This is a genomic window from Streptomyces sp. NPDC039423 (assembly GCF_055598725.1).
This window is the reverse complement of record NZ_JBVKAH010000001.1, coordinates 731466-753822: the sequence shown is the minus strand read 5'-3', so window position 1 is coordinate 753822 and position 22357 is coordinate 731466. Positions and strand designations below refer to the sequence as shown.

Sequence of the window (22357 nt, the reverse complement as noted above, 5' to 3'; positions counted from 1 at the left end):
GGCCGGGTGACGCCCGGCCCCGCGGTGTCAGAGGGTGACGCGGGCGGCGATCGGGAGGTGGTCGCTGTCGGTCTCCGGGAGGGTCCAGGAGGCGACCGGTTCCACGCCCTTGACCATGATCTGGTCGATCCGCGCCATCGGGAACGCGGCCGGCCAGCTGAAGCCCATGCCGTCGCCGGCCGCGCCCTGGGTGGAGCGCATCTGGGAGGTGACGGCGTTGAGCGACCGGTCGTTCATCGTGCCGTTGAGGTCGCCGAGCAGGATGACCTTGCCCAGGTCCTCACGGACGATGGCCTCGCCCAGCGCGTCGGCGCTGTCGTCGCGCTGGTTGGCGGTGAACCCGGCGTTCAGCTTGACCCGCACGGACGGCAGGTGGGCGACGTACACGGCGACCTGGCCCTGGGGCGCGGTCACGGTGGCGCGCATCGCGCGCGTCCAGCCCAGCCGGATGTCCACCGGGCGGCTCTCGCCCATCGGGTACTTGCTCCACAGGCCGACCGTGCCCTGGACGGAGTGGTACGGGTACGTCTCGGCGAGCGCCCGCTCGTACACCGGGACCATGCCGGGCTTGAGCTCCTCCAGGGCCACGATGTCCGCCCCGGAGCCGGCGACCTGGCGGGCGGTGCCCCCGGGGTCCGGGTTGTCGGCGTTGACGTTGTGCGAGACGACCATCAGGTCCCCGCCCGAGCCCGACTTGTCGGTGACGAGCCCGCCGAAGAAATTGAGCCAGATCACCCCCGGCAGCAGGGCGGCGACCAGCGCGGTCGCCGAGCGCCGCACCACCGCGGCCACCATGATCACCGGCACGAAGACGCCGAGCCACGGCAGGAACGTCTCGGTGAGACTGCCCAGGTTGCCGATCTTGTTGGGGATCTGCGCGTGGAAGACCATCAGCAGCCCCAGCAGCACGGCGCAGCAGGCCAGCAGGGCACCCCGGCGCCAGATGCCCGGGTCGTCGCGCCAGCGGTCGAGCACCGACCGGACCCGGGATCCGGTGCGCCGCTGGTCCCGCGCGCTGCCGTTCCCCGTCTCCGTCACGTCCACCCGCGCCATGCCGCCGTCCTCACTGCCTTGCTCGTCGTGCTCCGTCGTACGCCCCGCCCCGGACCCGACCCTAGGGGATCGGGGGACGGGCGTACTGCCACGAGGACGAAGAGGCGGCGCGCCGGGTTCCTGGGGTTGCGGGCGGAGCGCGGGCTGTGACAGAACGCGCACAAAACGGGAACCGGGCCGGGCGGGGGGCGTGTGGCGGAGATGGCCGCGGACCCACTTCCCCCCGTACGGCACGAAGTGCCACCATGGACGTGGTCCGGGGACGCCGTGAGGGCGCCTCGAGATGACGAAGGAGCCTTTCAATGACGCTTCAGGCTGCCCCCAAGCAGCCCGCCGACAGCGGCAAGGCGCTGTACGGCGGCAAGGGCACTCGGCGCATCACCGTCCATGACATCGCCGGCGCCAAGGAGCGCGGCGAGAAGTGGCCCATGCTGACCGCCTACGACGCGATGACCGCGTCCGTCTTCGACGAGGCCGGCATCCCGGTCATGCTCGTCGGCGACTCGATGGGCAACTGCCACCTCGGTTACGAGACCACCGTCCCCGTCACGCTCGACGAGGTCGCCATCCTGTCCGCCGCCGTCGTCCGGGGCACCAGGCGCGCCCTGGTGGTGGGCGACCTGCCGTTCGGCTCGTACCAGGAGGGCCCGGTGCAGGCGCTGCGGTCGGCCACCCGGCTGGTCAAGGAGGCGGGCGTCGGCGCGATCAAGCTGGAGGGCGGCGAGCGGTCGCTGCCGCAGACCGAGATGCTGGTCCAGGCCGGCATCCCGGTGATGTCGCACCTGGGCCTGACGCCGCAGTCCGTGAACACCATGGGCTACCGGGTGCAGGGCCGCGGCGACGAGGCCGCCCACCGGCTGCTGCGGGACGCCAAGGCCGCCCAGGACGCGGGCGCCTTCGCGCTGGTCCTGGAGCTGGTGCCGGCCGAGCTGGCCGCCGAGGTCACCCGGTCCCTGCACATCCCGACCATCGGCATCGGCGCGGGTCCCCACACGGACGCGCAGGTCCTCGTCTGGACCGACATGGCGGGCCTGACCGGCGGCAAGGTGCCGCGGTTCACCAAGCAGTACGCCGACCTCCGGCGGACGCTCGGCGACGCGGCGCGGGCGTTCGCCGACGAGGTGACCGGCGGAACGTTCCCGCAGGAGGAGCACACCTTCCACTAGCCACTCCCGGTACGGACGACGGCCCGCCGACTTCCCCCATCGGCGGGCCGTCGGCCGTCACCTCCCGGGTGGGCGGGCGCCGGCCGCCGGCGTGTGGACGGCTCGTCCGGGCCGTAGCCTGGGAAGTGGACTCGGGGGCCCGTTCCCAGCCGCCCAGGAGGTGGTGGACATGCCCGGAATCGTCCGCAAGAACTTCGACTCCGCGGATGAGACCCGACCGTTCGAGGACGGCAAGGGGAGGCTCGATCTGGTCAACACGGACCGGGGCCCGGTGGGACGGGCCGTGTTCGAGCCGGGCTGGCGGTGGACCGAGCACGTCAAGCCCATCGCCGGCACGGAGAGCTGCGAGGCCTCCCACGCCTGTTACGTCGTCAGCGGCCGGATGAAGGTCGTCATGAACGACGGCAGCGAGGACGACGTGGGCCCCGGTGACTTCTTCGCCGTCGAGCCCGGCCACGACGCCTGGGTGGTCGGGGACGAGCCCTGTGTCCTCGTCGACTGGGTGGGATTCGGCGACTACGCCGTCCCGGCGTCCTCGTAGGGACGCGGGAACCACGGCCCGTCGGTGATCCGTCGGTGATCCGTCGGCGACCTGCCGGTGGGCCGTCATCGGTGTCGGTGACATGTCGGCGGGCCCTGCTCCCATGGGGGCATGAAGCGATCCGACACCAACGCCGTCGAGGTACGAGGCCTCGTCAAGCACTACGGCGCGACCAGGGCACTGGACGGAGTGGACCTCGACGTGCGCGAGGGCACCGTCCTGGGCGTCCTCGGCCCCAACGGCGCCGGCAAGACCACGCTGGTCCGCTGCCTGTCCACCCTGATCGTCCCGGACGCCGGGACCGCCACCGTCGCCGGGTACGACGTCGTGCGCCAGCCGCGGCAGCTCCGCCGCACCATCGGACTCACCGGCCAGTACGCGTCGGTCGACGAGAAGCTGTCCGGCTGGGAGAACCTGTACATGATCGGGCGGCTGCTCGATCTGTCCCGCAAGGACGCCCGCCGGCGCGCCGACGGGATGCTGGAGCGGTTCTCGCTGACGGAGGCCGCCAAGCGGCCCGTCATGACGTACTCCGGCGGTATGCGCCGCCGTCTCGACCTGGCCGCGTCCATGATCGGCCGGCCGGCCGTCCTCTACCTGGACGAGCCGACGACCGGTCTGGACCCGCGTACCCGCAACGAGGTCTGGGACGAGGTCCAGCGGATGGTGGCCGAGGGCGTGACCGTCCTGCTCACCACCCAGTACATGGAGGAGGCCGAGCAACTGGCCCACGAGCTCACCGTCATCGACCGCGGGCGGGTCATCGCCGGCGGCAAGGTCGACGAGCTCAAGGCCAGGGTCGGCGGCCGCACCCTCCAGGTCCGGCCCGTCGACCCGGACCAACTGCCCGAGATGGCCCGCGCGCTGGGCGACAGCGGACTGGCCGGCGTCGCGGGGGCGACGGTCGTCCCGGACGAGGGCCTGCTGTACGTACCGATCCTCACCGACGCCCAACTGACCGCGGTGGTGGGTCTGCTGGCCGCCCGGGGCTTCGGCATCGCGCACATCGGCACCCACCTGCCCAGCCTGGACGAGGTGTTCCTGGCCATCACCGGGGAGAAGACGTCCTCCGCGGTGTCCGACACGATCCCCGAGGAGGTCGCCGCGTGAGCACGGTGACGGCGGCGCCCGGCGAGGGCCGCATCGGACCGCGGGCCAACGCCCGCCACATCGGCGCCCTGGTGCGCCGCAACGCCCTTCAGATCAAGCAGGACCCGGAGTCGATGTTCGACGCCGTCCTGATGCCGATCGTCTTCATCCTGCTGTTCGTGTACGTCTTCGGCGGCGCCATCGCCGGCAAGGGCAACCAGGAGGACTACGTCAACTACGTCACCCCCGGCCTGATGGCGATGATGGGTCTCAACATCGCCATGGCCGTCGGGACCGGCATCAACGACGACTTCAAGAAGGGGGTGATGGACCGGTTCCGGACGATGCCGATCGCCCGGTCGTCCGTCCTCGTCGCGAAGATCGTCGTCGAGGTGGGCCGCATGATGATCGCCACCACGATCCTCCTCGGCATGGGCTTCCTCCTCGGTCTGGAGATCAAGACCTCGGTGCTGGACCTGCTGGCGGCGGTCGGTCTGTCGGTGGTCTTCGGTGCCTCCCTGATGTGGATCTTCATTCTGCTGGGACTCACCATGAAGACCGCGCAGGCGGTGCAGGGGGTGGCCATGCTCGTGCTGATGCCCTTGCAGTTCGGCTCCTCGATCTTCGCCCCGCCGACGTCGATGCCCGGCTGGCTGGAGACGTTCACCGACTACAACCCGCTGTCCAACCTGGCCGACGCCGCCCGGAACCTCATCAACGGCGGGCCGGTCGCCCACTCCGTATGGATGACGCTGGCCTGGGCGGTCGGCATCACGCTGGTCACGGCGCCGCTCGCGGTGTCCAGGTTCCGCCGGAAGACCTGAGCGTCACCCGCCGGCCAGCAGGGCGGCGGCCTCCTCGACGGAGAGGCCGCCGCCCTCGGCGTACCCGGCGTCGAAGGCGGCGTCCCCGATCCGGGCACGGGTCGCCGTCACGGCGCCCTCCAGGCTCTCCCGCTCCATCGGGCTGCGGACGTAACCGGCGGGCAGCAGCGCGTCGTTGGCGCCCAGCAGCACGGCCGCCGTGTACGCCCGCGGGCCGCCGACACCGGCCAGCGCGCGGGCCGCGGTGACCAGGTGGACGGCGGGCATGTGCGGGGCGATCATCTCCGACAGCGGCTCCTTGGCGTACGCCAGGGCATGGGACACCCGGTCGAGCGCGCTGTCGTAGTGGCCCTCCAGGGTGTCGAGCCAGGCGTGCACGCCGAGCGTGAAGCCCTGGAAGAGCGCCAGCGCCCCGGGGCGGAACTCCTCCATCAGTACGTCGAGCTGGCTCCGGGCCTCACCCGTGCGGCCGCTGCGGCCCAGCCACAGCGCCAGGAACAGCCGCGCGGCGGGAACCGCCTCGTGCCCCGAGCCCCGGCCCTCGGCCAGGACCTCGCGCAGGATCCGTTCGCCCTCCTCGCCCCGTCCCGTCTCGTTCAGCGTCTCGGCGTACCGGACGCGCAGCAGCGACATCTGGGCCTGGGCGCCGATCCGGTCGGCGTGTTCCATGGCCGCCAGGAAGTCCTCGGCGGCACCCGCGTGGTCCCCCTGGCGTTCCCGGGCCTCCCCGCGCGCCGACAGCGCCTCGGCCGCGCCCCACGAGTCGCCGAGCCGGCCGAAGACCTTCAGGCTCTCGTCCGCGTCGCGGAGCGCGTCGCCCGCCCAGTCGCTCCGGTTGGCCAGCACGTTGGCCCGCATCTGGAGGATGCAGGCCAGCTCCCACTCGTAGCCGTACTCCCGGCACGCCCCGACGGTGTCGTCCAGGAGGCCGCGTAGCTGGTCGGCCTCGCCGGTGAGCAGTACCGCGTACCACCACAGGGTGCCGGGCATCCAGCAGGTCTGCGGCAGCCCGGGCCGGTACGCGCTCCTGATCCGGCGCGCCCGTTCCAGCCCCTCCGGGGTGGTCCAGGTCGCCGTCTGGTGGTCCATGCTGGCCAGTTGCACCAGGCGCACCCCGCGCCGTGCCTCCGCCACCTGCTCGTCGCTCATCGGCGGCGGGGCGTCGGTGCAGCGCGTGGTGAGCGGCGGGGCGGGGGCGACGGGCGGGGCGAACGGGTCGGGGCCGAGGGCGGCGGTGGCCTCGGCCCAGTGGAGGGCGTCGGTGCGCAGGTCGCGCATGTGCCAGTACCAGACGAGCGACAGCACGAGGCAGAGCGCCTCCTGCTCGTCGCGGGCGGCGACGGCGCGGCGCAGCGCGGAGCGGAGGTTCTCGTACTCCCGCTGGAACCGGGCGAGCGCGGTGCGCTGGCGGGCGCCGCGCAGTTCCGGGTCCGTGGTACGGGCGAGTTCGCGGTAGTGGACGAGGTGGCGGCGCTCGGTGCCGGGCCGGTCGCCGGCCTCGTCGAGGCGTTCGGCGGCGTACTCGGCGACCGTTTCGAGGAGGCGGTAGCGCATGTCGCCGCTCTCGGTGGGGGCGGCGACGACGAGGGACTTGTCGACGAGGGACCCGAGGGCGTCCAGGACGTCCGGCACCTCCGGCCCGCCGCAGACCGCCTCGGCGGCGTCCAGGTCGCAGCCGCCGGAGAACACCGACAGCCGCCGCAACACCGCCCGTTCCGGTGCGTCGAGGAGGTCCCACGACCAGTCGACGACCGCGCGCAGGGTCTGCTGGCGGGGCAGGACGGTCCGGCTGCCGCCGGTGAGGAGCCGGAAGCGGTCGTCGAGCCGGTCGGCGATCCGGCGCGGGGTGAGCATCCGGAGGCGGGCGGCGGCGAGTTCGATGGCGAGCGGCAGGCCGTCGAGGCGCCGGCAGATCTCGGCGCACGCGTCGGGGTCGTCGGCCACGTCGAAACCCGGCCGCGCGGCCGCCCCGCGCTCGGCGAGCAGCCGCAGCGCCATGGGGTCGGGCAGCGGGTCGACCGGGCGCACGGTCTCGCCGGGCACGCCGAGGGGTTCCCGGCTGGTGGCGAGGACGGTGAGCCCGGGGCACTCCTCCAGCAGCCGCTCGGCGAGGGTGGCGGCGGCGGTGACGACGTGCTCGCAGTTGTCCAGCAGGATCAGCATGCGGCGCCGCGAGCAGTGTTCGGCGAGGCGTACGAGGGCGTCGCCGGTGTCGCCGTGCCGCTCGGCCGCCCGCAGCCCCTCGGCGCCGGCGCCGCGCAGCACGGTCTGGCGCGCCCCGAGGGCGGTGAGCACGGCGTCCGGTACGGCGTCGGGGTCGTCGACCGGCGCGAGCTCGGCCAGCCACACCCCGTCGGGCCAGGCGGCCCCGCCGCGCTCGGCCGCCTCCTGCGACAGCCGCGTCTTCCCGGCGCCGCCGGGCCCGAGCAGGGTCACCAGCCGGGCCCGCGCGAGGTCGCCGAGGACGGCCCCGATGTCCTCCTCGCGCCCCACGAAGCTCGTCAACCGCGCGCGCAGGTTCCCCACCCGCCGCGCCCCGCCGGTGCCGCCGTCGCCGTTGCTTGGGACACCGGCCGCCCCGGGGGCCGGGGGCGGGGTGAGGAGTTCGGTGTGGAGGGCGCGGAGCTCGGGGCAGGGGTCGGTACCGAGGCGGGCGGCCAGGTCCCGGCGTACCGCCTCGTACGCGGCGAGGGCCTCCGCCGGGCGGCCCACCGCGCGCAGGGCGCGGATCCGCAGCGCCTGGAGCGGTTCGTCGAGCGGGAACTCGCCGCACAGACCGGCCAGTTCCGGCAGCGTCTCCTCCGCCCGCCCCAGTGCCAGCAGCGCCGCGAGCCGGGCCCGGCGGGCCTCCCGGCGGCGGGCCTCCCGGGGCGCCGCCTCGGCCGCCCGGTCGGGCAGGTCCGCGAGCGCGCCGCCCCGCCACAGCGCGAGCGCCTCGCCCAGGGCGGTCACCGCCCCGGCCGGGTCGCCCGTCTCCAGGGCTCGTACGCCCTCGGCGGCCAGCCGCTCGAAGCGGTGCAGGTCGACGTCGTCCGGGTCTGCACCGAGCCGGTACCCGCCCGCCGACGAGACGACGATGTCCGGCCCGAGCGCCCGCCGCAACCGCCCCACCAGTGCCTGGAGCGCGCCGGTGGCGTCGGCGGGCGGCGCGCCGCCCCACACCTCGTCGACGAGGAGCCCGGCCGGGACGGTCCGCCCGGCGCGCAGCGCCAGGACGGTCAGCAGCGCGCGCAGCCGCGCCCCGCCTACCGGTACGGCGGAGCCGTCCGCGCGGTGGACCTGTGTGGGACCGAGCAGGGAGATGCGCACCGCCCCATTGTCCCCGCCCCCGGCCCGCGCGCCGCGTCCGGTACGGTCGGTCACCACCAGACCCGCCCACCCTCAGGAGCGCCCCCCATGGCCACCGCCACCTCCCGCACCGGCGACCGGAGGATCAGCCCCGTCTTCCTCGGGATCGCCGCCGTCATGGCGGTCACCGGATGGGCGGTGTGGACGGGCTTCTCGGCCAACCTGGGCCTCGCCGTCTTCCTCTTCGTGACGTCCGGGTGGGTCGTCTCGCTGTGCCTGCACGAGTACGCGCACGCCCGCACCGCGCTGCACGGCGGTGACATCACCATCGGGGCGAAGGGCTATCTGACCCTCAACCCGCTGAAGTACACGCACGCGCTGCTGAGCATCGTGCTGCCGGTGGTGTTCGTCATCATGGGCGGCATCGGCCTGCCGGGCGGGGCGGTCTTCATCGAGCGCGACCGTATCCGGGGGCGGTGGAAGCACAGCCTCGTCTCGGCGGCGGGCCCGCTGACGAACGTCCTGTTCGCCGTCGTGTGCACCGCCCCGTTCTGGCTGGGCAGCCTGGACGGCGTGCCGTCCGGCTTCCGCTTCGCGCTGGCGTTCCTGGCGCTGTTGCAGGTGACGGCGGCGATCCTGAACTTCCTGCCGGTGCCGGGCCTGGACGGCTACGGCGTGATCGAGCCGTGGCTGTCGTACAAGGTGCGCCGCCAGGTGGAGCCGTTCGCGCCCTTCGGGCTGCTCGCGGTGTTCGCGCTGCTCTTCGTCCCGGAGATCAACCAGGCTTTCTTCGGACTGGTCGACACGGTGCTGGACGGGCTGGGCGTGCAGGAGGTCGAGACGTACTGCGGGCAGAACCTCTACCGCTTCTGGCAGGAGCAGCACCCGGGCTGCTCGGCGATCATCGACCAGTGACGTGCTTGGCCCGGCGGTGGTAGTACCACGCCATGTTGGAGGAGACACCGGCCAGCAGCACCCACACGATGCCGAGCCAGGTGCCCTGGGTGAAGGAGACCACGGCCGCGGCGACCGCGAGGACGCAGACGGCGAGGGCGTACAGAGCGAGGCGGGGCATGGGGGTCGGCTCCTGTCCGGGTACGGCGTGAGACGTGCCCGTCCAGTGTCCCCCATGCCCGGCGGCCGTCAGACGTCGGTCACGCGCAGTCCGGCGTGGACCTTGTAGCGGCGGTTGACCGAGATGAGGTTGGCGACCAGCGCCTCCACCTGGTGGGCGCCCCGCAGCCGGCCGGCGAACACGCCCCGCATGCCGGGGATGCGGGCGGCGAGGGCCTGCACCAGGTCGGTGTCGGCGCGCTTCTCGCCCAGCACCAGCACGTCCGTGTCGATCTCGTCGACCGTCTCGTCCTGGAGGAGGACGGCGGACAGGTGGTGGAAGGCGGCCGTGACGCGCGAGTCGGGCAGCAGGGCGGCGGCCTGCTCGGCGGCGCTGCCCTCCTCGGGCTTGAGGGCGTAAGCGCCCTTCTTGTCGAAGCCGAGCGGGTTGACGCAGTCGATGACGAGCTTGCCGCTCAGTTCCTCGCGCAGCGCGGTGAGGGTCGCGGCGTGCCCGTCCCACGGCACGGCGATGATCACGATGTCGCTGCGCCGGGCGCACTCGGCGTTGTCGGCGCCCTCGACGCCCCGGCCGAGTTCGGCGGCCGCGGCCCGGGCGCGCTCGGCGGCCCGCGAACCGATGATCACCTTCTGGCCGGCGCGGGCGAGGCGGTAGGCGAGGCCGCGGCCCTGGTCGCCGGTGCCGCCGAGGACACCGACGACGAGCCCGGAGACGTCGGGGAGGTCGTACGGATCAGTAGTCATGGTCCCTGACAGTACGTGGCGTGACGGCGGGTGCCCCCGTGCGGGTGACACGACGCGGAACGGCCGCCTCAGGGGCGCCGGCGGGGGCACGATACGGCGCCATGGATGCCGTACGTGTCGCGCTGCTGCGCGAGGTCCTGGACGGTACGGAGTGGCCGGCGGCGGCGCGCCGGTTCGCGGGGGTCCTGCGGTCCGCGGTGGTGCCGCGGGGCGGCGGGCTGCTGCTGGTGGGGACGGAGCGGTACGAGCCGTGGCACCTGGCCGCGCACCTGGTGGACGAGGCGGCCTGGTCGGGCCGGCCGGAGCTGGCGCCGACGCTGGTGCGGCACCGGACGGCGCCGGCCGGTCCGGCGCACCTGTCGGTGGGGCTGGGGCGGCTGGAGGCGGCCGGGCGCGGGGCGACGCTGCTGGTGGTGGCGCCGGAGCGGCCGGACGCGGCGCTGCTGGAGCGGGTGCACGACGCCCGGCGGGCCGGGGCGACGGTGCTGTCGCTGGACGGCGGGGACCGGGAGGTGCGGGGGCTGGCGCACGAGGCGCTGACGGTGGCGGAGGCGGACGAGGTGGACCTGGACATCGTCCAGCACCTGGTGAGCGCCGCGGCCGGGGAGAACACGCTGCCGGCCGCGCCGCCGGGCCGGCACCGGTTCCGGGACCGGCTGTCCCGGCTGGCCGATCAGCTCACGGCCCCGCCGCCCCGGCTGTGGTAGGGCGGGCCGCGGCGGGCCGGGACCGTCATCCCGGCGCGCCCGCGTCCGCGCCGGGGCCGCCCGTCAGGGGGTGTCCTCGTCCTTCGGGGTGTCGTGCCACTTGGGGTCGGTCTCCCAGTCGAGGTTGCGCTCCCGGGCGGTGTCCATCGCGCGGGAAGCCTCCTCACGGGTCGCGTACGGGCCGAAGCGGTCCGCCGCCCGGCACTCCGGGCCCTCCTCGACCGTTCCGTGCTTCAGGCAGTAGTACCACTCGCCCGCCTTCGCGACGGCGCGCCTCTTGAACAAGGCCATGTCGGCTCCTTCCTCTGTCGCAAGGGTGCCCCCGCGACGGCTGGTTAGACTCGCTGGCATGTCTGGCCAGTCGCTGCTCGTACCAGGGGAACTCTCCCCCACCCGTTCCGTTCCCGGATCCATCCGCCGCCCCGACTACGTGGGCAGGCCCGCCCCGACGCCGTACACCGGCCCGGAGGTGCAGGACGCCGACACCATCGAGCGGATGCGCGTCGCGGGCCGCATCGCGGCGCGGGCGATGGAGGAGGCCGCCAAGCACATCGCGCCGGGTGTGACCACGGACGAGCTGGACCGGGTCGCGCACGAGTACATGTGCGACCACGGCGCCTACCCCTCGACGCTCGGTTACCGGGGCTTCCCGAAGTCGCTGTGCTCCTCGGTCAACGAGGTCATCTGCCACGGCATCCCGGACTCCACCGTGCTGCGCGACGGCGACATCGTGAACCTCGACGTGACGGCGTACATCCACGGTGTCCACGGCGACAACAACGCCACCTACCTGTGCGGCGACGTGGACGAGGAGTCGCGGCTGCTGGTGGAGCGGACCCGGGAGTCGCTGAACCGGGCGATCAAGGCGGTCAAGCCGGGCCGCCAGATCAACGTCATCGGGCGGGTCATCGAGTCGTACGCCAAGCGCTTCGGCTACGGGGTGGTGCGGGACTTCACCGGGCACGGGATCAATTCCTCGTTCCACTCCGGTCTGATCGTCCCGCACTACGACTCCCCGCACGCCACCACGGTCATCCAGCCCGGTATGACCTTCACGATCGAGCCGATGCTGACCCTGGGCACGCACGAGTACGACATGTGGGACGACGGCTGGACGGTGGTGACGAAGGACCGCAAGCGGACCGCGCAGTTCGAGCACACCCTGGTCGTCACGGACACCGGTGCCGAGATCCTGACGTTGCCCTGACGCCCCGGGTGGGTACCGTTTTACCGACAGGCCGTCGGGAAGCGGCCGGCCCGGGGCTCCCTGGGCGGAGCGGCCCGGCGGCGGTGGCGGCCCCCGGCCGCCGCGCTCCACCCCCGGCCCCCGGAGGCCCGCCTTGGACACGAGCGGTACCGCCACCCCGTTCTCGACGCTCATCCGCACGGCGTCGCACCAGCAGCACACCGAGGCCGAGAACTCGACCTTCATGAGCGACCTGCTCGGCGGCCGGCTCGGGGTGGACGCCTACGCGCGCTACACCGAGCAGCTCTGGTTCGTCTACCGGGCCCTGGAGGGTGCCGCCGGCGCGCTGCGGGACGACCCGGTGGCCGGGCCGTTCATCCGTCCGGAGCTGTTCCGCACCGCCGAGCTGGAGCGGGACCTGGCCCATCTGCGCGGCCCGGACTGGCGCGCGGCGGCCGCACCGCTGCCCGCCACCGCCGCGTACGCGGCCCGGGTCGAGGAGTGCGGGCACCGGTGGCCGGGCGGGTACGTGGCGCACCACTACACGCGCTACCTGGGGGACCTGTCCGGCGGGCAGATCATCCGGGACCGGGCCGAGCGGACGTGGGGCTTCGCCCGCAAGGGCGACGGCGTGCGGTTCTACGTCTTCGCGTCGATCCCCAACCCGGCGGCGTTCAAGCGGGGCTACCGCGAGCTGCTGGACCGGGTGGAGGCGGACGACCTGGAGAAGCAGCGGATCATCGACGAGTGCCGGCGCGCCTTCGATTTCAACGGCGCGGTGTTCCGTCAGCTCGCGGACGAGTTCCCGCTCAGCGCCTGACCTCGCGCACCCGGCCGCCGAGTTCGATGGTGCCGTCGGGGCCGGGCGCCGTCAGGAGCTGGGACCCGCGGCCCTGGGCGATGTTCAGCGCCCGGCCCAGGCGGGCGGTGAGCAGCAGGGCGGCGGCGCCGGTGGCCTCGTCCTCGTCGATGCCGTCGCCCCGCCCGGGGAACGCCCGGGCCCGTACCCGGCCGGCGGCCTCCTCCTCCCAGGCCCAGGCGTAGATCCACTCGCCGGGCGGGGGCACCTCCAGCGCGTCCACCTCGGCGGCCGAGGCGTACTGGCGCAGGGTCCGGGGCGGGGCCCACTCCGCGCGGGCCGTGATCCAGGTGAACTCGCCGTCGTGCCGGGCCCAGACCTCGCCGGCCGGAGGGTTCAGCACCTCCAGGTCCAGCAGCCAGGCGGTGCCCACGAGCGGGTGGCCGGCGAAGGGCAGGCGGACGCCGGGGGTGTAGATGTCGACGACCCCGCGCTCGGGGTCGTCGACGAACACCGTCTCGCTGTGGCCGAGCTGCTTGGCGAACGCCTGACGGGACGCCTCGTCGGGGTGGGCCCTTCCGTCGCGCACGACACCGAGGAGGTTGCCGTGGCGGCCGTCGCCCCCGCAGAAGACGGCGAGCACGTCGTATGCAGTGTTCACCCGGGCATTGAAGCACGGGCGCGGACGCCGGGACCGGCGGGGGGACGAAGCGGCACAAAGCGGAATAATGATCGCCACTTGACCAGCACTTGACCCGCCGATGGGCTACCCATGAACCGTCCGTTACCGCCCTGAGTCGCCGGCTTGTAAGGCTCCCTTAAGTAAGGTTCGCCTCACCTCGAACCCTTCGCCCCTGCCCCGTACCGACAGCACCTGATCCCCTCCTCGGAGCCCGTATGCGACCCGTCCGTCTGCCCCTCGTCGTCACCGCCGCCGCTTCCCTGGCCGCTCTGACCTCCGTCACGGGCTGCGCCGAGAAGAGCGACGCCAAGGCCGGTGACGGCGCCGTCCGGGTCATCGCCAAGGACGACGCCTGCGAGGTGTCGAAGAAGGAGTTCCCCGCCGGCCACGTCAAGCTGGCCGTGGAGAACAAGGGCTCCAAGGTCACCGAGGTCTACGTCCTCTTCCCGGACGACCGGATCGTCACCGAGCGCGAGAACATCGGCCCCGGCACCAAGGCGACCATCACCGCCGAGGTGAAGGCCGGCGACTACGAGATCGCCTGCAAGCCCGGCATGAAGGGCGAGGGCATCCGGCAGAAGGTCACGGCCACCGGCGGCAGGACCGCCACCCGCTCCCCCGAGATGGACGCCGCCGTCGCCGCGTACCGCCAGTACGTCCAGCAGCAGGCCGACGAGACCCTGCCCAAGGTGAAGACCTTCACCGACGCCGTCCGCGCCGGTGACGTCGAGGCCGCCAAGAAGGCGTACGCCGCCTCCCGCATCGGCTGGGAGCGCACCGAGCCGGTCGCCGAGTCCTTCGGCGACATCGACCCCAAGGTCGACGTCCGCGAGGACGGCCTGGAGAAGGGCCAGGCGTGGACGGGCTGGCACCGCCTGGAGAAGGCGCTGTGGCAGGAGAAGAAGCTCGGTCCCGACGCCAAGACCCTCGCCGACACCCTCGACAAGGACCTGGCCGACTGGGTGAAGCGGGTCGGCAAGGCCGAGATCACGCCCACCTCGATGGCCAACGGCGCCAAGGAGCTGCTGGACGAGGTCGCCACCGGCAAGGTCACGGGCGAGGAGGAGCGCTACTCCCACACCGACCTGGTCGACTTCAAGGCCAACGTCGAGGGCGCCCAGAAGTCCTTCGAGCTGCTGAAGCCGGTCGCCGCCAAGAACGACCCGGCGCTCGTCGCCCAGCTCGACAAGCAGTTCGCGGCGCTGAACGGCCTGCTGGACAAGTACCGCGCCGACAAGGCCTCCTACGACTTCACCCCCTACGACAAGGTCTCCGCCGGGCAGCGCAAGGAGCTGTCCGACGGGGTCAACGCCCTGGCGGAGCCGCTGTCCAAGCTCGCCGCCGCGGTGGTGAAGTAGGACCCCATGGCCGACGACGAGAAGACGACCCCCTCGCGGCGCGCCCTCCTCGGCTGGGGAGGGGCGGGCCTCGCCCTCGGCGCCGCGGCGGCCGGCGGCGCCATGGCCGTGACCGACCCGCTGGACCGGGCGGCGCCCGCCGCGGACACCGGCGCCGCGGTGCCCTTCCACGGCCCCCACCAGGCGGGCATCGCCACGCCCGTCCAGGACCGGCTGCACTTCGCCGCGTTCGACGTGAAGACGAAGGACCGCGCCGAGCTGGTGCGACTGCTGAAGGAGTGGACGCGGGCGGCCGAGCGGCTGACCACGGGCCGCGAGGTCGGCGAGGGCGCGTACGGCGGGCTGCCCGAGGCCCCGCCGGACGACACCGGCGAGGCGCTGGGCCTCAAGCCCTCGCGGCTCACGCTCACCATCGGGTTCGGCCCGTCGCTGTTCGACGGGCGCTTCGGCCTGGCGGACCGGCGGCCGGCGGCGCTCACGGAGCTGCCGCCGTTCCCCGGCGACAACCTCGACCGGGCCCGCAGCGGCGGCGACCTGTGCGTCCAGGCGTGCGCCGACGACCCGCAGGTGGCGGTGCACGCCATCCGCAACCTCGCCCGCATCGGCTTCGGCCGGGTCGCGGTGCGCTGGTCCCAGCTCGGTTTCGGCAAGACGTCCTCGACGACGCCCGACGCGCAGACCCCGCGGAACCTCTTCGGTTTCAAGGACGGCACCCGCAACATCGCCGGCACCGACACCGCCGCGCTCGACAAGCACGTGTGGGTCTCCCCCAAGGACGGCCCCGAGTGGCTGGCCGGCGGCTCCTACCTGGTGGCCCGCCGCATCCGGATGAACGTCGAGACCTGGGACCGCACCCCGTTGCAGGAGCAGGAGGACATCTTCGGCCGCGACAAGGGCGAGGGCGCCCCGGTCGGCAAGGCGAAGGAACACGACGAGCCGTTCCTCCCGGCCATGAAGCCCGAGGCGCATGTGCGCCTCGCGCACCCCGACTCCAACGGCGGGGCGCGGATGCTGCGCCGCGGCTACTCCTTCACGGACGGCACCGACGGGCTGGGCCGGCTGGACGCGGGCCTGTTCTTCCTGGCGTACCAGCGGGACGTACGCACCGGATTCCTCCCGGTGCAGACCCGGCTCGCACGCCACGACGTGCTCAACGAGTACATCCAGCACGTGGGTTCGGCGCTGTTCGCCGTCCCGCCGGGCGTCCGCGGCGCGGACGACTGGTGGGGCCGGGCGCTGTTCGGCTGAGGGGACGGGACAGGAATGTTCGGCAACTATCTGATCGGGCTGCGCGAGGGCCTGGAGGCCAGCCTGGTCGTGTGCATCCTCGTCGCGTACCTGGTGAAGACCGGGCGGCGGGACGCGCTGAAGCCGGTCTGGGCCGGCATCGGCATCGCGGTGGGGCTGGCGCTGGCGTTCGGCTGCGTCCTGGAATTCGGTTCCCAGGAGCTGACGTTCGAGGCGCAGGAACTGCTGGGCGGCTCGCTGTCCATCCTCGCGGTGGGCCTGGTGACGTGGATGGTCTTCTGGATGCGGCGCACCGCGCGGCACCTGAAGGCCGAGCTGCACGGACGGCTCGACGCCGCCCTCCGGCTGGGCACGGGCGCCCTGGTGGCCACCGCGTTCCTCGCGGTGGGCCGGGAGGGCCTGGAGACCGCGCTGTTCGTGTGGGCCTCGGTGCGGGCGGCGACCGACGAGGCGGGGTCCTCGGACCCGCTGGTGGGCGTGCTGCTGGGCATCGCCACGGCGGTGGTGCTGGGCTGGCTGTTCTACCGGGGCGCGCTGCGGATCAACCTGGCGCGGTTCTTCACCTGGACCGGCGGGATGCTGGTCGTGGTGGCCGCCGGCGTGCTGGCGTACGGCGTGCACGACCTCCAGGAGGCGCGCTTCCTCGGCGGCCTGGCGGACAAGGCGTTCGACGTCAGCGCCACCGTCCCGCCGGACAGCTGGTACGGGACGCTGCTGAAGGGCGTCTTCAACTTCCAGCCCGACCCGACCGTCCTTCAGGTCACGGTGTGGGCCCTGTATCTGGTCCCCACGCTCGCGCTGTTCCTGGCCCCGGTAGGGTTCGGACGGTCAGTGGGGGTCGAGGAGCAGAAGGCAACCGATGAGAAGGCTGGGGCGGAGTCGGGTTCGGGGCCGGGCGGCGGGGCTCGCGACGGCGACGGCGACGGTACTGGCGCTGACGGCGAGCGGGTGCGTGACGGTGCACGGCGAGCTGGCGGTCGTCCCGTCGGTGACGAAGGCTGAGGCGGCCGAGGCACTCGCCGACTTCACCGAGGCGTACAACAAGGCCGACAAGGCCTACGACCCGGCCCTGGACGCGGGCCGGGTCACCGGCGCGCTGGGGGCGATCAACCAGGCCGGTCTCAAGGCCCGCAGCGTCACCAGCCCGGGCGGCAACCCCGCCCACCGGCCGCTGGAGCTGACCGACGCCCGGTACGCCATCCCCAAGAAGGCGGGCTGGCCGCGCTGGTTCGTCGCGGACACCGACTCCAACCGGGACACCGACCGGGGCGCGGACGACAACCGCTGGGTGCTGGTCTTCGTCCGCAACGGGCCCCAGCAGCTCTGGGAGGTCGCCTACCTCCAGATCCTGCCGGCCGCCGGGGTGCCCGCGTTCCGGACGGACGCGGACGGCTGGGCCGAGCCGGCGGCGCCGGACTCCGCGTCGCTGGCGGTGGCGCCGAAGAACCTGAGCGAGGAGTACTCCTCGTACCTCCAGACGGGCAAGCCGGCGCACTTCACCGCCGGTCCGCACACCTCGGTGTGGCGCGACGAGCGCGCCAGGGTCGGCAAGCGCCCGGGGCTCGCCACGCAGTACGTGGACCAGCCGCTCGACACCGGTGACTACGCCCCCCTCGCCCTGACGACCGAGGACGGCGGCGCGCTGGTCTTCTTCGCGACGCGGTTCTACGACCGGCAGGTGGCGGCCAAGGGGTACCGGCCGAAGGTGAACCCCGATGTGCGCGCGCTGATGACGGGCGAGGTCAGGAGCACCCTCACCAAGGAGTGGGTGACCAGCCAGGCGGCGCTGGTGAAGCCCGCCGGTGCCACGGCGGACCAGGTGACGGTGCTGAGCCGGCTCCAGGGCGTCACCGCGGCCACCGGGTCGTGACCCGGCCGGGGTGGCCGGGCGGCCCGGTGCCGGGGCCGAGCGGCCGGTTCAGCGGCTGAGCGCCTGTGCGAGGGCCGGGCCCTCCGGACACTGCGGCCGGTTCAGCGGCTGAGCGGCCAGGCCACCGAGTGGTGGTCGTCCTGCCCGTCGTACCGGTCGGCGTGGCGGGCGCAGGCGTCGGTGAGCGCCTCCAGCAGGGTCAGCGGGTCGGGCAGCGGGTGCTCCGGGCCGCGCACCCAGTCCACGCCCAGGTCACCGGGCAGGCGCGCGGGCGGTACGAGGACGTAGGAGCCGCGGCAGTGCCAGCGCAGCCCCGGGTGCTCGTCCATCGTCTCCGGGTGGCAGTCCAGCTCGCACGGCCACCACTCGTCCTCGTCCTCGGGGGTGCCGCGGGTGGCGGTGAAGAACAGCATCCGGCCGTCCCCGGACTCGGCGACCGGGCCGACGTCGATCCCCTCGCCGAGCAGCCGCTCCAACGCGGCGCGACCGGCCTCCAGCGGAACGTCGAGGACGTCGTGGACCATGCCGGTCGCGGTGATGAAGTTGGCCTGCGGCTGGCCCTGCGCCCACCGCTCGATCTGCGCGCGGTCGGTGGTGGACTGGGTCTGCCAGGCGAAGGAGAGGGGATGGCGGGCCGGGGTGGGACAGCCGATGCGCTCGCACGAACACCGGTAGCCGACGGGATGCGCGGCGGGGGCGAGCGGCAGGCCGGCGGCGGCGATGGCCCGGAGCAGGTCCTCGCGGTCCGGGGCCTCGGCGGCGGTCTTCTTCGGGCGCCGGCGCAGCCACTGCGCGAGTTTGTTCTCCGTGCCGCGGTAGCGGCCGATACCGTCGCCCATCTATCCCCTCACACCTCTGCCAAGCCCTGCGGTCCCTGCCATGGTCCCACCATCCTGCTCCTTCGGTGACCGGAGTCCCCGATCCGAGGAGGGTGACCGCGCACCAGGGGCTTCCGGGGCGGTGATTTTGTCCGCGTATGCGATGTTTCGCACCGCGCCGGGGACCGCCGGGCGTGAGGAGCTCCACGGAGGGGCCGGGCGGGGGCCGGCGGGGGCGGGGCGGGGGTCAGCGGGGGGCGAGTCCGCGGAGGGCGTACTCGACGAGGGTGTCGGCGTAGGCGTGACTGAGCGGCTGGGTGCGCAGCAGCCAGCGGTGGGTGAGCGGGCCGACGAAAAGCTCCAGGGCGATGCGGGGGTCGATGTCCGGGCGGACGTGCCCGGCCTCGCGGGCGGCGGTCAGGCGCTCGACGTACAGCAGTAGCTGCGGCTCCAGCAACTGCTCGACGAACCGGGCGCCCAGTTCGGGGTTCACCACGCCCTCGGCGGTCAGGGCCCGGGCCGGGACCTCGAACCTGGGGTCGGTCATCTCGTCGACCGTGGCACGCAGGACGAGCTTGAGGTCGGCCTCCAGGTCGCCGGTGTCCGGGATGACGCTGTCGGCGTCGCCGCCGAGCGCCTCGTTGGCCTGGACACCCAGGTCGATGAAGGCCTCCAGCAGCACGGCCGCCTTGGAGGGCCACCAGCGGTAGATCGTCTGCTTGCCGACCCCGGCGCGGGCGGCGATGCCCTCGATGGTGGTCCTCGCGTAGCCGACCTCGCCGACGAGGGTGAGGGCGGCGTCGTAGATCGCGCGGCGGGAGCGTTCGCTGCGGCGCGTGGAGTCGGGTGCCTTGGTCTCAGCCATGGCATCAATCTAGCAGCGAGCGAGGCGAGACGTATCGTCTCTTGACAAGACGAGACGTCTCGTTCATCGTTGAGGACGTCAGCCGGTGAGCACGATGACCGGAGAAGAACGGAACCGAACGGAAAGGAGCCCACCATGACCCGAGGTGGAGCCGGAAGGATGCTGGGCGTCGGCGGCACCCGCAAGAACCTCTCCCGTGAGGCGCTGCGCGGCAGCGGCGGCGGAGCGGCCGGGCGGGGCGTCGATCCGGCCGCCCGGAAGCGGGCGTTGCTGCGGAAGCTGAAGGAGGGGCGCACGGCTCACGGCACTTCCTGAGCGCCGGCGTGAACTCACCCGTACGGTCCACTGCGCGGAGGCTCCGCACGGCGCACCATGGCAGGCACGCACAGATCGTGCGCCCGTCGTCCGTGAGGAGCCTTCCTTGCCGCGTGACGCATCACCCCGCCGCTACCTGATGTGCCCACCCGCGCACTTCAAGGTGACGTACTCCATCAACCCGTGGATGGACCCCGCGAAACCGGTCGACCTGCCGCTGGCCCTCACCCAATGGGAAGACCTCAAGGACCGGTACGTGTCGCTCGGCCACACCGTCGAACTGCTGGAACCCCGCGGCGACCTGCCCGACATGGTGTTCGCCGCCAACGGGGCCACCGTCATCGAGGGCCGGGTCCTCGGCGCCCGGTTCGCCTTCACCGAACGCGCCGCCGAGGCCGCCGTACACCGGGAGTGGTTCCGGACCCACGGCTTCACCGACGTACGCGAACCCGACCACGTCAACGAGGGCGAGGGCGACTTCGCGGTCACCTCGACGTACGTCCTGGCCGGCCGCGGCTTCCGCTCCAGCCCCCTGTCGCACGACGAGGCGCAGGAGTTCTTCGGGCGGCCGGTGATCGGGCTGGACCTGGTGGACCCCCGCTACTACCACCTGGACACGGCCCTGTGCGTCCTGGACGACGCGGCCGACGAGATCATGTACTACCCCGGGGCCTTCTCCCCCGGCAGCCGCTCGGTGCTGCGCCGGCTCTTCCCCGACGCGCTGATCGCCGAGGAGGAGGACGCGGCGGCGCTGGGGCTCAACGCGGTGAGCGACGGCAGGCACGTGCTGCTGCCCCAGGCCGCGGTGGGGCTCTTCCGGCCGCTGCGCGAGCGTGGTTTCGAGCCGATCGGGATGGACCTGGGCGAACTGCTCAAGGGCGGCGGCAGCGTGAAGTGCTGTACGCAGGAGCTGCGCGCCTGATGTCCGGCCCGTGGCCGGGGGGCGGGTCCGCCACGGACCGGCCCCCCGGCTTCGGGGTACGGCACGCTCAGTCGTCGAGCTTGATCAGGAAGCGGGCGACGTCGCCGTCGAAGGTGACCTCGGCCTGCCCCTCGGCCTCGACGTACGTGCCCGTGCCGCCGGTGACCGCCGACAGCCCGCCGTGGCGCCGGTGCGGGAACCGGTCGATGGTGTCGCTCAGGCTGATACTGCCACCGTCGGTGCGCAGCACCCGGTGGCACAGGGCGACGTACCCGTGGCGCGTGAGGTCGACGGCGCTGCAGTGCGCGGAGGCGTCACCGATCTTCTTGCCCGGCTTGCCCTTCCTGTTGGTGTACAGGTGGGCGTGGACGGTCCAGTCGGCGCCGACGCGCACGCGCTCGGGCCTGCTGTCGGACTGCTTGACCGCCAGCCAGTCGAGGACCTTCACGGAGTCCTTGGGCGTGTCCTTCGGCGTCGGCCGGGGCGCCGCCCCGGCGGTGGGGGCCAGGGCGGTGGCGGCGAGCACCACGGTGGCGGCGGCCAGGACGCCCCGGCTCAGCAGCCGGGCGCGGGAGGGGGTACGCGGCATGGAACCTCCAGGGTGTACGAGGAGCGGGGACGAGCCCAGCTCAACTCCGCCCGGGCGCCGTGGGCCATTGCCACGGGCACCGGGTCACCCGCGTGGTCGCGCGCTGTCACCCCGTCAGCGGGGCGGCCACTCGTCCCCCCAGGCGGTGTCCCGGGCGGCCTTGTAGAGGGTGCCGTGCCGCTTGGTCACCGTGTCGCGGCGCAGCCCCTCGTCGTCGGTGCACAGGTCCAGCAGCACCTGGCCCTTGCGGAGCTGCGGCTTGCGGACCACCCGGGCGGGGGCGGGCACCACGGGGAACCGGGTCGCCACGACGTAGGCGAACTTCTCGTCCTCGTACGCCAGCGAACCGCCCTTGACCTGGCGGTGCAGGGAGGAACGGCTGACCCGGGCGGCGAAGTGGCACCAGTCGGTGCCGGGCTCGATGGGGCAGGCGCCGCTGTGCGGGCAGGGCGCGGCGATCGTCAGCCCCGCCGCGATCAGCAGGTCCCGGGCGGCGATGATCCGGGCGTAGCCGTCCGGGGTGCCGGGTTCGACGATCACCACGGCCCGCGCGGCCCGGGCGGCCTCGGTGACGACGGCGGTGCGGTCCTGCTCGGTGAGCTCGTTGAGGACGTACGACACGGTGACGAGGTCGGTGCTGTCGACGCGGAGCGCCGTGCTGATGCGCGAGCGCCGCCAGGTGGCGTTCTCCAGGGACGGCAGCCCGGACGCGGCCGCCAGTTCGCGGCCCAGCGCCAGCGCCGGCTCGGCCCAGTCCAGCACCGTGGTGCCCGGGGCCCCGTCGGTCCCCCACGCCTCGGCGACCGCCCAGCTCGCCGCTCCCGTGCCGCCCCCGATGTCGGTGTGCGTGCCGGGCACCCACTCCGGCGCGGCGTCCCGCAGCGCGCCCAGCGCCGCCCGCACCGCCTCGAAGGTGGCGGGCATCCGGTACGCGGCGTAGGCGGCGACGTCGGACCGGTCCCGCAGCACGGGCGCCCCGGTCGGGACCGTGCCCCGGTAGTTGGCGATGAGCCGGTCGACGGCCTGCGCCGCCTGCGTCGGCGGGAGCCCGTCGAGCAGCCCGGCGAGGGCACCGCGCAGGGCTTCCGCGGTGGAGAGGGAGGCGTTCACCGATCCATCGTAGGCGGCGGGGCCGGGCCGTCCGGAACGGCCCGGGACGCCCCGGTGCCCGTGGCGGTGAACGCCCCGGCGGCGCGGGGCAGTTGCTACGCTGGCCGCC

At 73.4% G+C, this 22357-nt stretch carries 23 protein-coding genes and 1 pseudogene; 14 read left to right on the top strand and 10 right to left on the bottom strand.

All coding sequences use genetic code 11. From position 1 onward, the window contains the following. Positions 1 to 27: 27 nt before the first annotated feature. Positions 28 to 1053: an endonuclease/exonuclease/phosphatase family protein gene (locus tag ACZ7LK_RS03385; RefSeq protein ID WP_469464438.1), complete on the bottom strand. Its 1026-nt coding sequence runs from the start codon at positions 1051 to 1053 to the stop codon at positions 28 to 30. Between the two features lie 302 nt (positions 1054 to 1355). On the opposite strand from ACZ7LK_RS03385, the gene panB reads away from it, so the two are divergent. From panB to ACZ7LK_RS03365, 4 genes are all read left to right on the top strand, one after another. After that, complete coding sequence (panB, locus tag ACZ7LK_RS03380; protein ID WP_392276609.1) at positions 1356 to 2219, top strand: 3-methyl-2-oxobutanoate hydroxymethyltransferase; 864 nt, start codon at positions 1356 to 1358, stop codon at positions 2217 to 2219. A 169-nt stretch (positions 2220 to 2388) separates the two neighbouring features. After that, positions 2389 to 2760, top strand: a complete 372-nt coding sequence (locus ACZ7LK_RS03375; RefSeq protein WP_392276608.1) for a cupin domain-containing protein — start codon at positions 2389 to 2391, stop codon at positions 2758 to 2760. A 111-nt stretch (positions 2761 to 2871) separates the two neighbouring features. Beyond that, positions 2872 to 3870, top strand: a complete 999-nt coding sequence (locus tag ACZ7LK_RS03370; RefSeq protein ID WP_392276607.1) for an ATP-binding cassette domain-containing protein — start codon at positions 2872 to 2874, stop codon at positions 3868 to 3870. After that, positions 3867 to 4673 (top strand): ABC transporter permease, encoded by an 807-nt coding sequence (locus ACZ7LK_RS03365; RefSeq protein WP_392276606.1) that lies wholly within the window; start codon positions 3867 to 3869, stop codon positions 4671 to 4673. Before ACZ7LK_RS03370 ends, ACZ7LK_RS03365 begins: the two co-directional genes overlap by 4 nt. Positions 4674 to 4676: 3 nt before the next feature. On the opposite strand, the gene ACZ7LK_RS03360 is transcribed toward ACZ7LK_RS03365, so the two are convergent. After that, the gene (locus ACZ7LK_RS03360) at positions 4677 to 7982 is read right to left on the bottom strand and encodes an AfsR/SARP family transcriptional regulator (protein WP_469464437.1); all 3306 of its coding nucleotides are present in this window, start codon (positions 7980 to 7982) and stop codon (positions 4677 to 4679) included. 87 nt (positions 7983 to 8069) lie between these two features. Here ACZ7LK_RS03360 and ACZ7LK_RS03355 point away from each other — a divergent pair, with 87 nt between their 5' ends. Then, a complete protein-coding gene (locus tag ACZ7LK_RS03355) occupies positions 8070 to 8876 on the top strand; it encodes a site-2 protease family protein (protein WP_469464436.1) in 807 nt (268 codons plus the stop codon). Here ACZ7LK_RS03355 and ACZ7LK_RS03350 read toward each other — a convergent pair. Further along, on the bottom strand, positions 8863 to 9036 hold the full coding sequence (locus tag ACZ7LK_RS03350; RefSeq protein WP_392276603.1) for a hypothetical protein: 174 nt from the start codon (positions 9034 to 9036) through the stop codon (positions 8863 to 8865). The two genes, ACZ7LK_RS03355 and ACZ7LK_RS03350, sit on opposite strands and share 14 nt — an antisense overlap. 68 nt (positions 9037 to 9104) lie before the next feature. After that, positions 9105 to 9779 (bottom strand): NADPH-dependent F420 reductase, encoded by a 675-nt coding sequence (gene npdG / locus ACZ7LK_RS03345; protein ID WP_392276602.1) that lies wholly within the window; start codon positions 9777 to 9779, stop codon positions 9105 to 9107. Between the two features lie 101 nt (positions 9780 to 9880). Between npdG and ACZ7LK_RS03340 the strand changes: the two genes are divergently transcribed. Then, a complete protein-coding gene (locus ACZ7LK_RS03340; protein ID WP_392276601.1) occupies positions 9881 to 10486 on the top strand; it encodes a hypothetical protein in 606 nt (201 codons plus the stop codon). 63 nt (positions 10487 to 10549) lie between these two features. On the opposite strand, the gene ACZ7LK_RS03335 is transcribed toward ACZ7LK_RS03340, so the two are convergent. Beyond that, positions 10550 to 10777 carry a hypothetical protein gene (locus ACZ7LK_RS03335; RefSeq protein ID WP_392276600.1) on the bottom strand — a complete coding sequence of 76 codons (228 nt, stop codon included), beginning with the start codon at positions 10775 to 10777 and terminating at the stop codon, positions 10550 to 10552. A gap of 58 nt (positions 10778 to 10835) precedes the next feature. On the opposite strand from ACZ7LK_RS03335, the gene map reads away from it, so the two are divergent. After that, positions 10836 to 11693, top strand: a complete 858-nt coding sequence (gene map, locus ACZ7LK_RS03330) for a type I methionyl aminopeptidase (protein ID WP_469464435.1) — start codon at positions 10836 to 10838, stop codon at positions 11691 to 11693. 133 nt (positions 11694 to 11826) lie between these two features. After that, a complete protein-coding gene (locus ACZ7LK_RS03325; protein WP_392276598.1) occupies positions 11827 to 12492 on the top strand; it encodes a biliverdin-producing heme oxygenase in 666 nt (221 codons plus the stop codon). Here the strand turns inward: ACZ7LK_RS03325 and ACZ7LK_RS03320 are convergent. Beyond that, positions 12482 to 13132, bottom strand: a complete 651-nt coding sequence (locus ACZ7LK_RS03320; RefSeq protein WP_392276597.1) for a PhzF family phenazine biosynthesis protein — start codon at positions 13130 to 13132, stop codon at positions 12482 to 12484. The genes ACZ7LK_RS03325 and ACZ7LK_RS03320 overlap by 11 nt on opposite strands. Before the next feature lie 236 nt (positions 13133 to 13368). Here ACZ7LK_RS03320 and efeO point away from each other — a divergent pair, with 236 nt between their 5' ends. The 4 genes from efeO to ACZ7LK_RS03300 are packed head-to-tail and all read left to right on the top strand — an operon-like array spanning position 13369 to position 17629. Continuing rightward, the gene (gene efeO, locus ACZ7LK_RS03315) at positions 13369 to 14511 is read left to right on the top strand and encodes an iron uptake system protein EfeO (RefSeq protein WP_392276596.1); all 1143 of its coding nucleotides are present in this window, start codon (positions 13369 to 13371) and stop codon (positions 14509 to 14511) included. A 6-nt stretch (positions 14512 to 14517) separates the two neighbouring features. Further along, positions 14518 to 15759: an iron uptake transporter deferrochelatase/peroxidase subunit gene (gene efeB, locus ACZ7LK_RS03310; RefSeq protein WP_471138160.1), complete on the top strand. Its 1242-nt coding sequence runs from the start codon at positions 14518 to 14520 to the stop codon at positions 15757 to 15759. 15 nt (positions 15760 to 15774) lie between these two features. Further along, positions 15775 to 16761, top strand: a complete 987-nt coding sequence (gene efeU / locus ACZ7LK_RS03305; RefSeq protein WP_392276594.1) for an iron uptake transporter permease EfeU — start codon at positions 15775 to 15777, stop codon at positions 16759 to 16761. Continuing rightward, the gene (locus tag ACZ7LK_RS03300; protein ID WP_469464449.1) at positions 16688 to 17629 is read left to right on the top strand and encodes an SCO2278 family lipoprotein; all 942 of its coding nucleotides are present in this window, start codon (positions 16688 to 16690) and stop codon (positions 17627 to 17629) included. The genes efeU and ACZ7LK_RS03300 overlap by 74 nt, the downstream gene beginning before the upstream one ends. 101 nt (positions 17630 to 17730) lie before the next feature. On the opposite strand, the gene ACZ7LK_RS03295 is transcribed toward ACZ7LK_RS03300, so the two are convergent. Together ACZ7LK_RS03295 and ACZ7LK_RS03290 are read right to left on the bottom strand one after the other, a co-directional pair. Beyond that, positions 17731 to 18468 (bottom strand): bifunctional DNA primase/polymerase, encoded by a 738-nt coding sequence (locus tag ACZ7LK_RS03295; RefSeq protein ID WP_392276592.1) that lies wholly within the window; start codon positions 18466 to 18468, stop codon positions 17731 to 17733. A 226-nt stretch (positions 18469 to 18694) separates the two neighbouring features. Next, on the bottom strand, positions 18695 to 19312 hold the full coding sequence (locus ACZ7LK_RS03290; protein WP_392276591.1) for a TetR/AcrR family transcriptional regulator: 618 nt from the start codon (positions 19310 to 19312) through the stop codon (positions 18695 to 18697). Between the two features lie 135 nt (positions 19313 to 19447). Here ACZ7LK_RS03290 and ACZ7LK_RS03285 point away from each other — a divergent pair, with 135 nt between their 5' ends. Together ACZ7LK_RS03285 and ddaH are read left to right on the top strand one after the other, a co-directional pair. Further along, on the top strand, positions 19448 to 19627 hold the full coding sequence (locus ACZ7LK_RS03285) for a DUF6243 family protein (RefSeq protein ID WP_392276590.1): 180 nt from the start codon (positions 19448 to 19450) through the stop codon (positions 19625 to 19627). A gap of 79 nt (positions 19628 to 19706) precedes the next feature. Then, positions 19707 to 20549 (top strand): annotated as a pseudogene (gene ddaH / locus ACZ7LK_RS03280) (dimethylargininase); the annotation flags it as partial. Between the two features lie 67 nt (positions 20550 to 20616). On the opposite strand, the gene ACZ7LK_RS03275 reads toward ddaH, so the two are convergent. Both ACZ7LK_RS03275 and ACZ7LK_RS03270 read right to left on the bottom strand, forming a co-directional pair. Beyond that, complete coding sequence (locus ACZ7LK_RS03275; RefSeq protein WP_392276589.1) at positions 20617 to 21138, bottom strand: hypothetical protein; 522 nt, start codon at positions 21136 to 21138, stop codon at positions 20617 to 20619. A 114-nt stretch (positions 21139 to 21252) separates the two neighbouring features. Next, complete coding sequence (locus ACZ7LK_RS03270) at positions 21253 to 22248, bottom strand: small ribosomal subunit Rsm22 family protein (RefSeq protein WP_392276588.1); 996 nt, start codon at positions 22246 to 22248, stop codon at positions 21253 to 21255. Positions 22249 to 22357 lie beyond the last annotated feature (109 nt).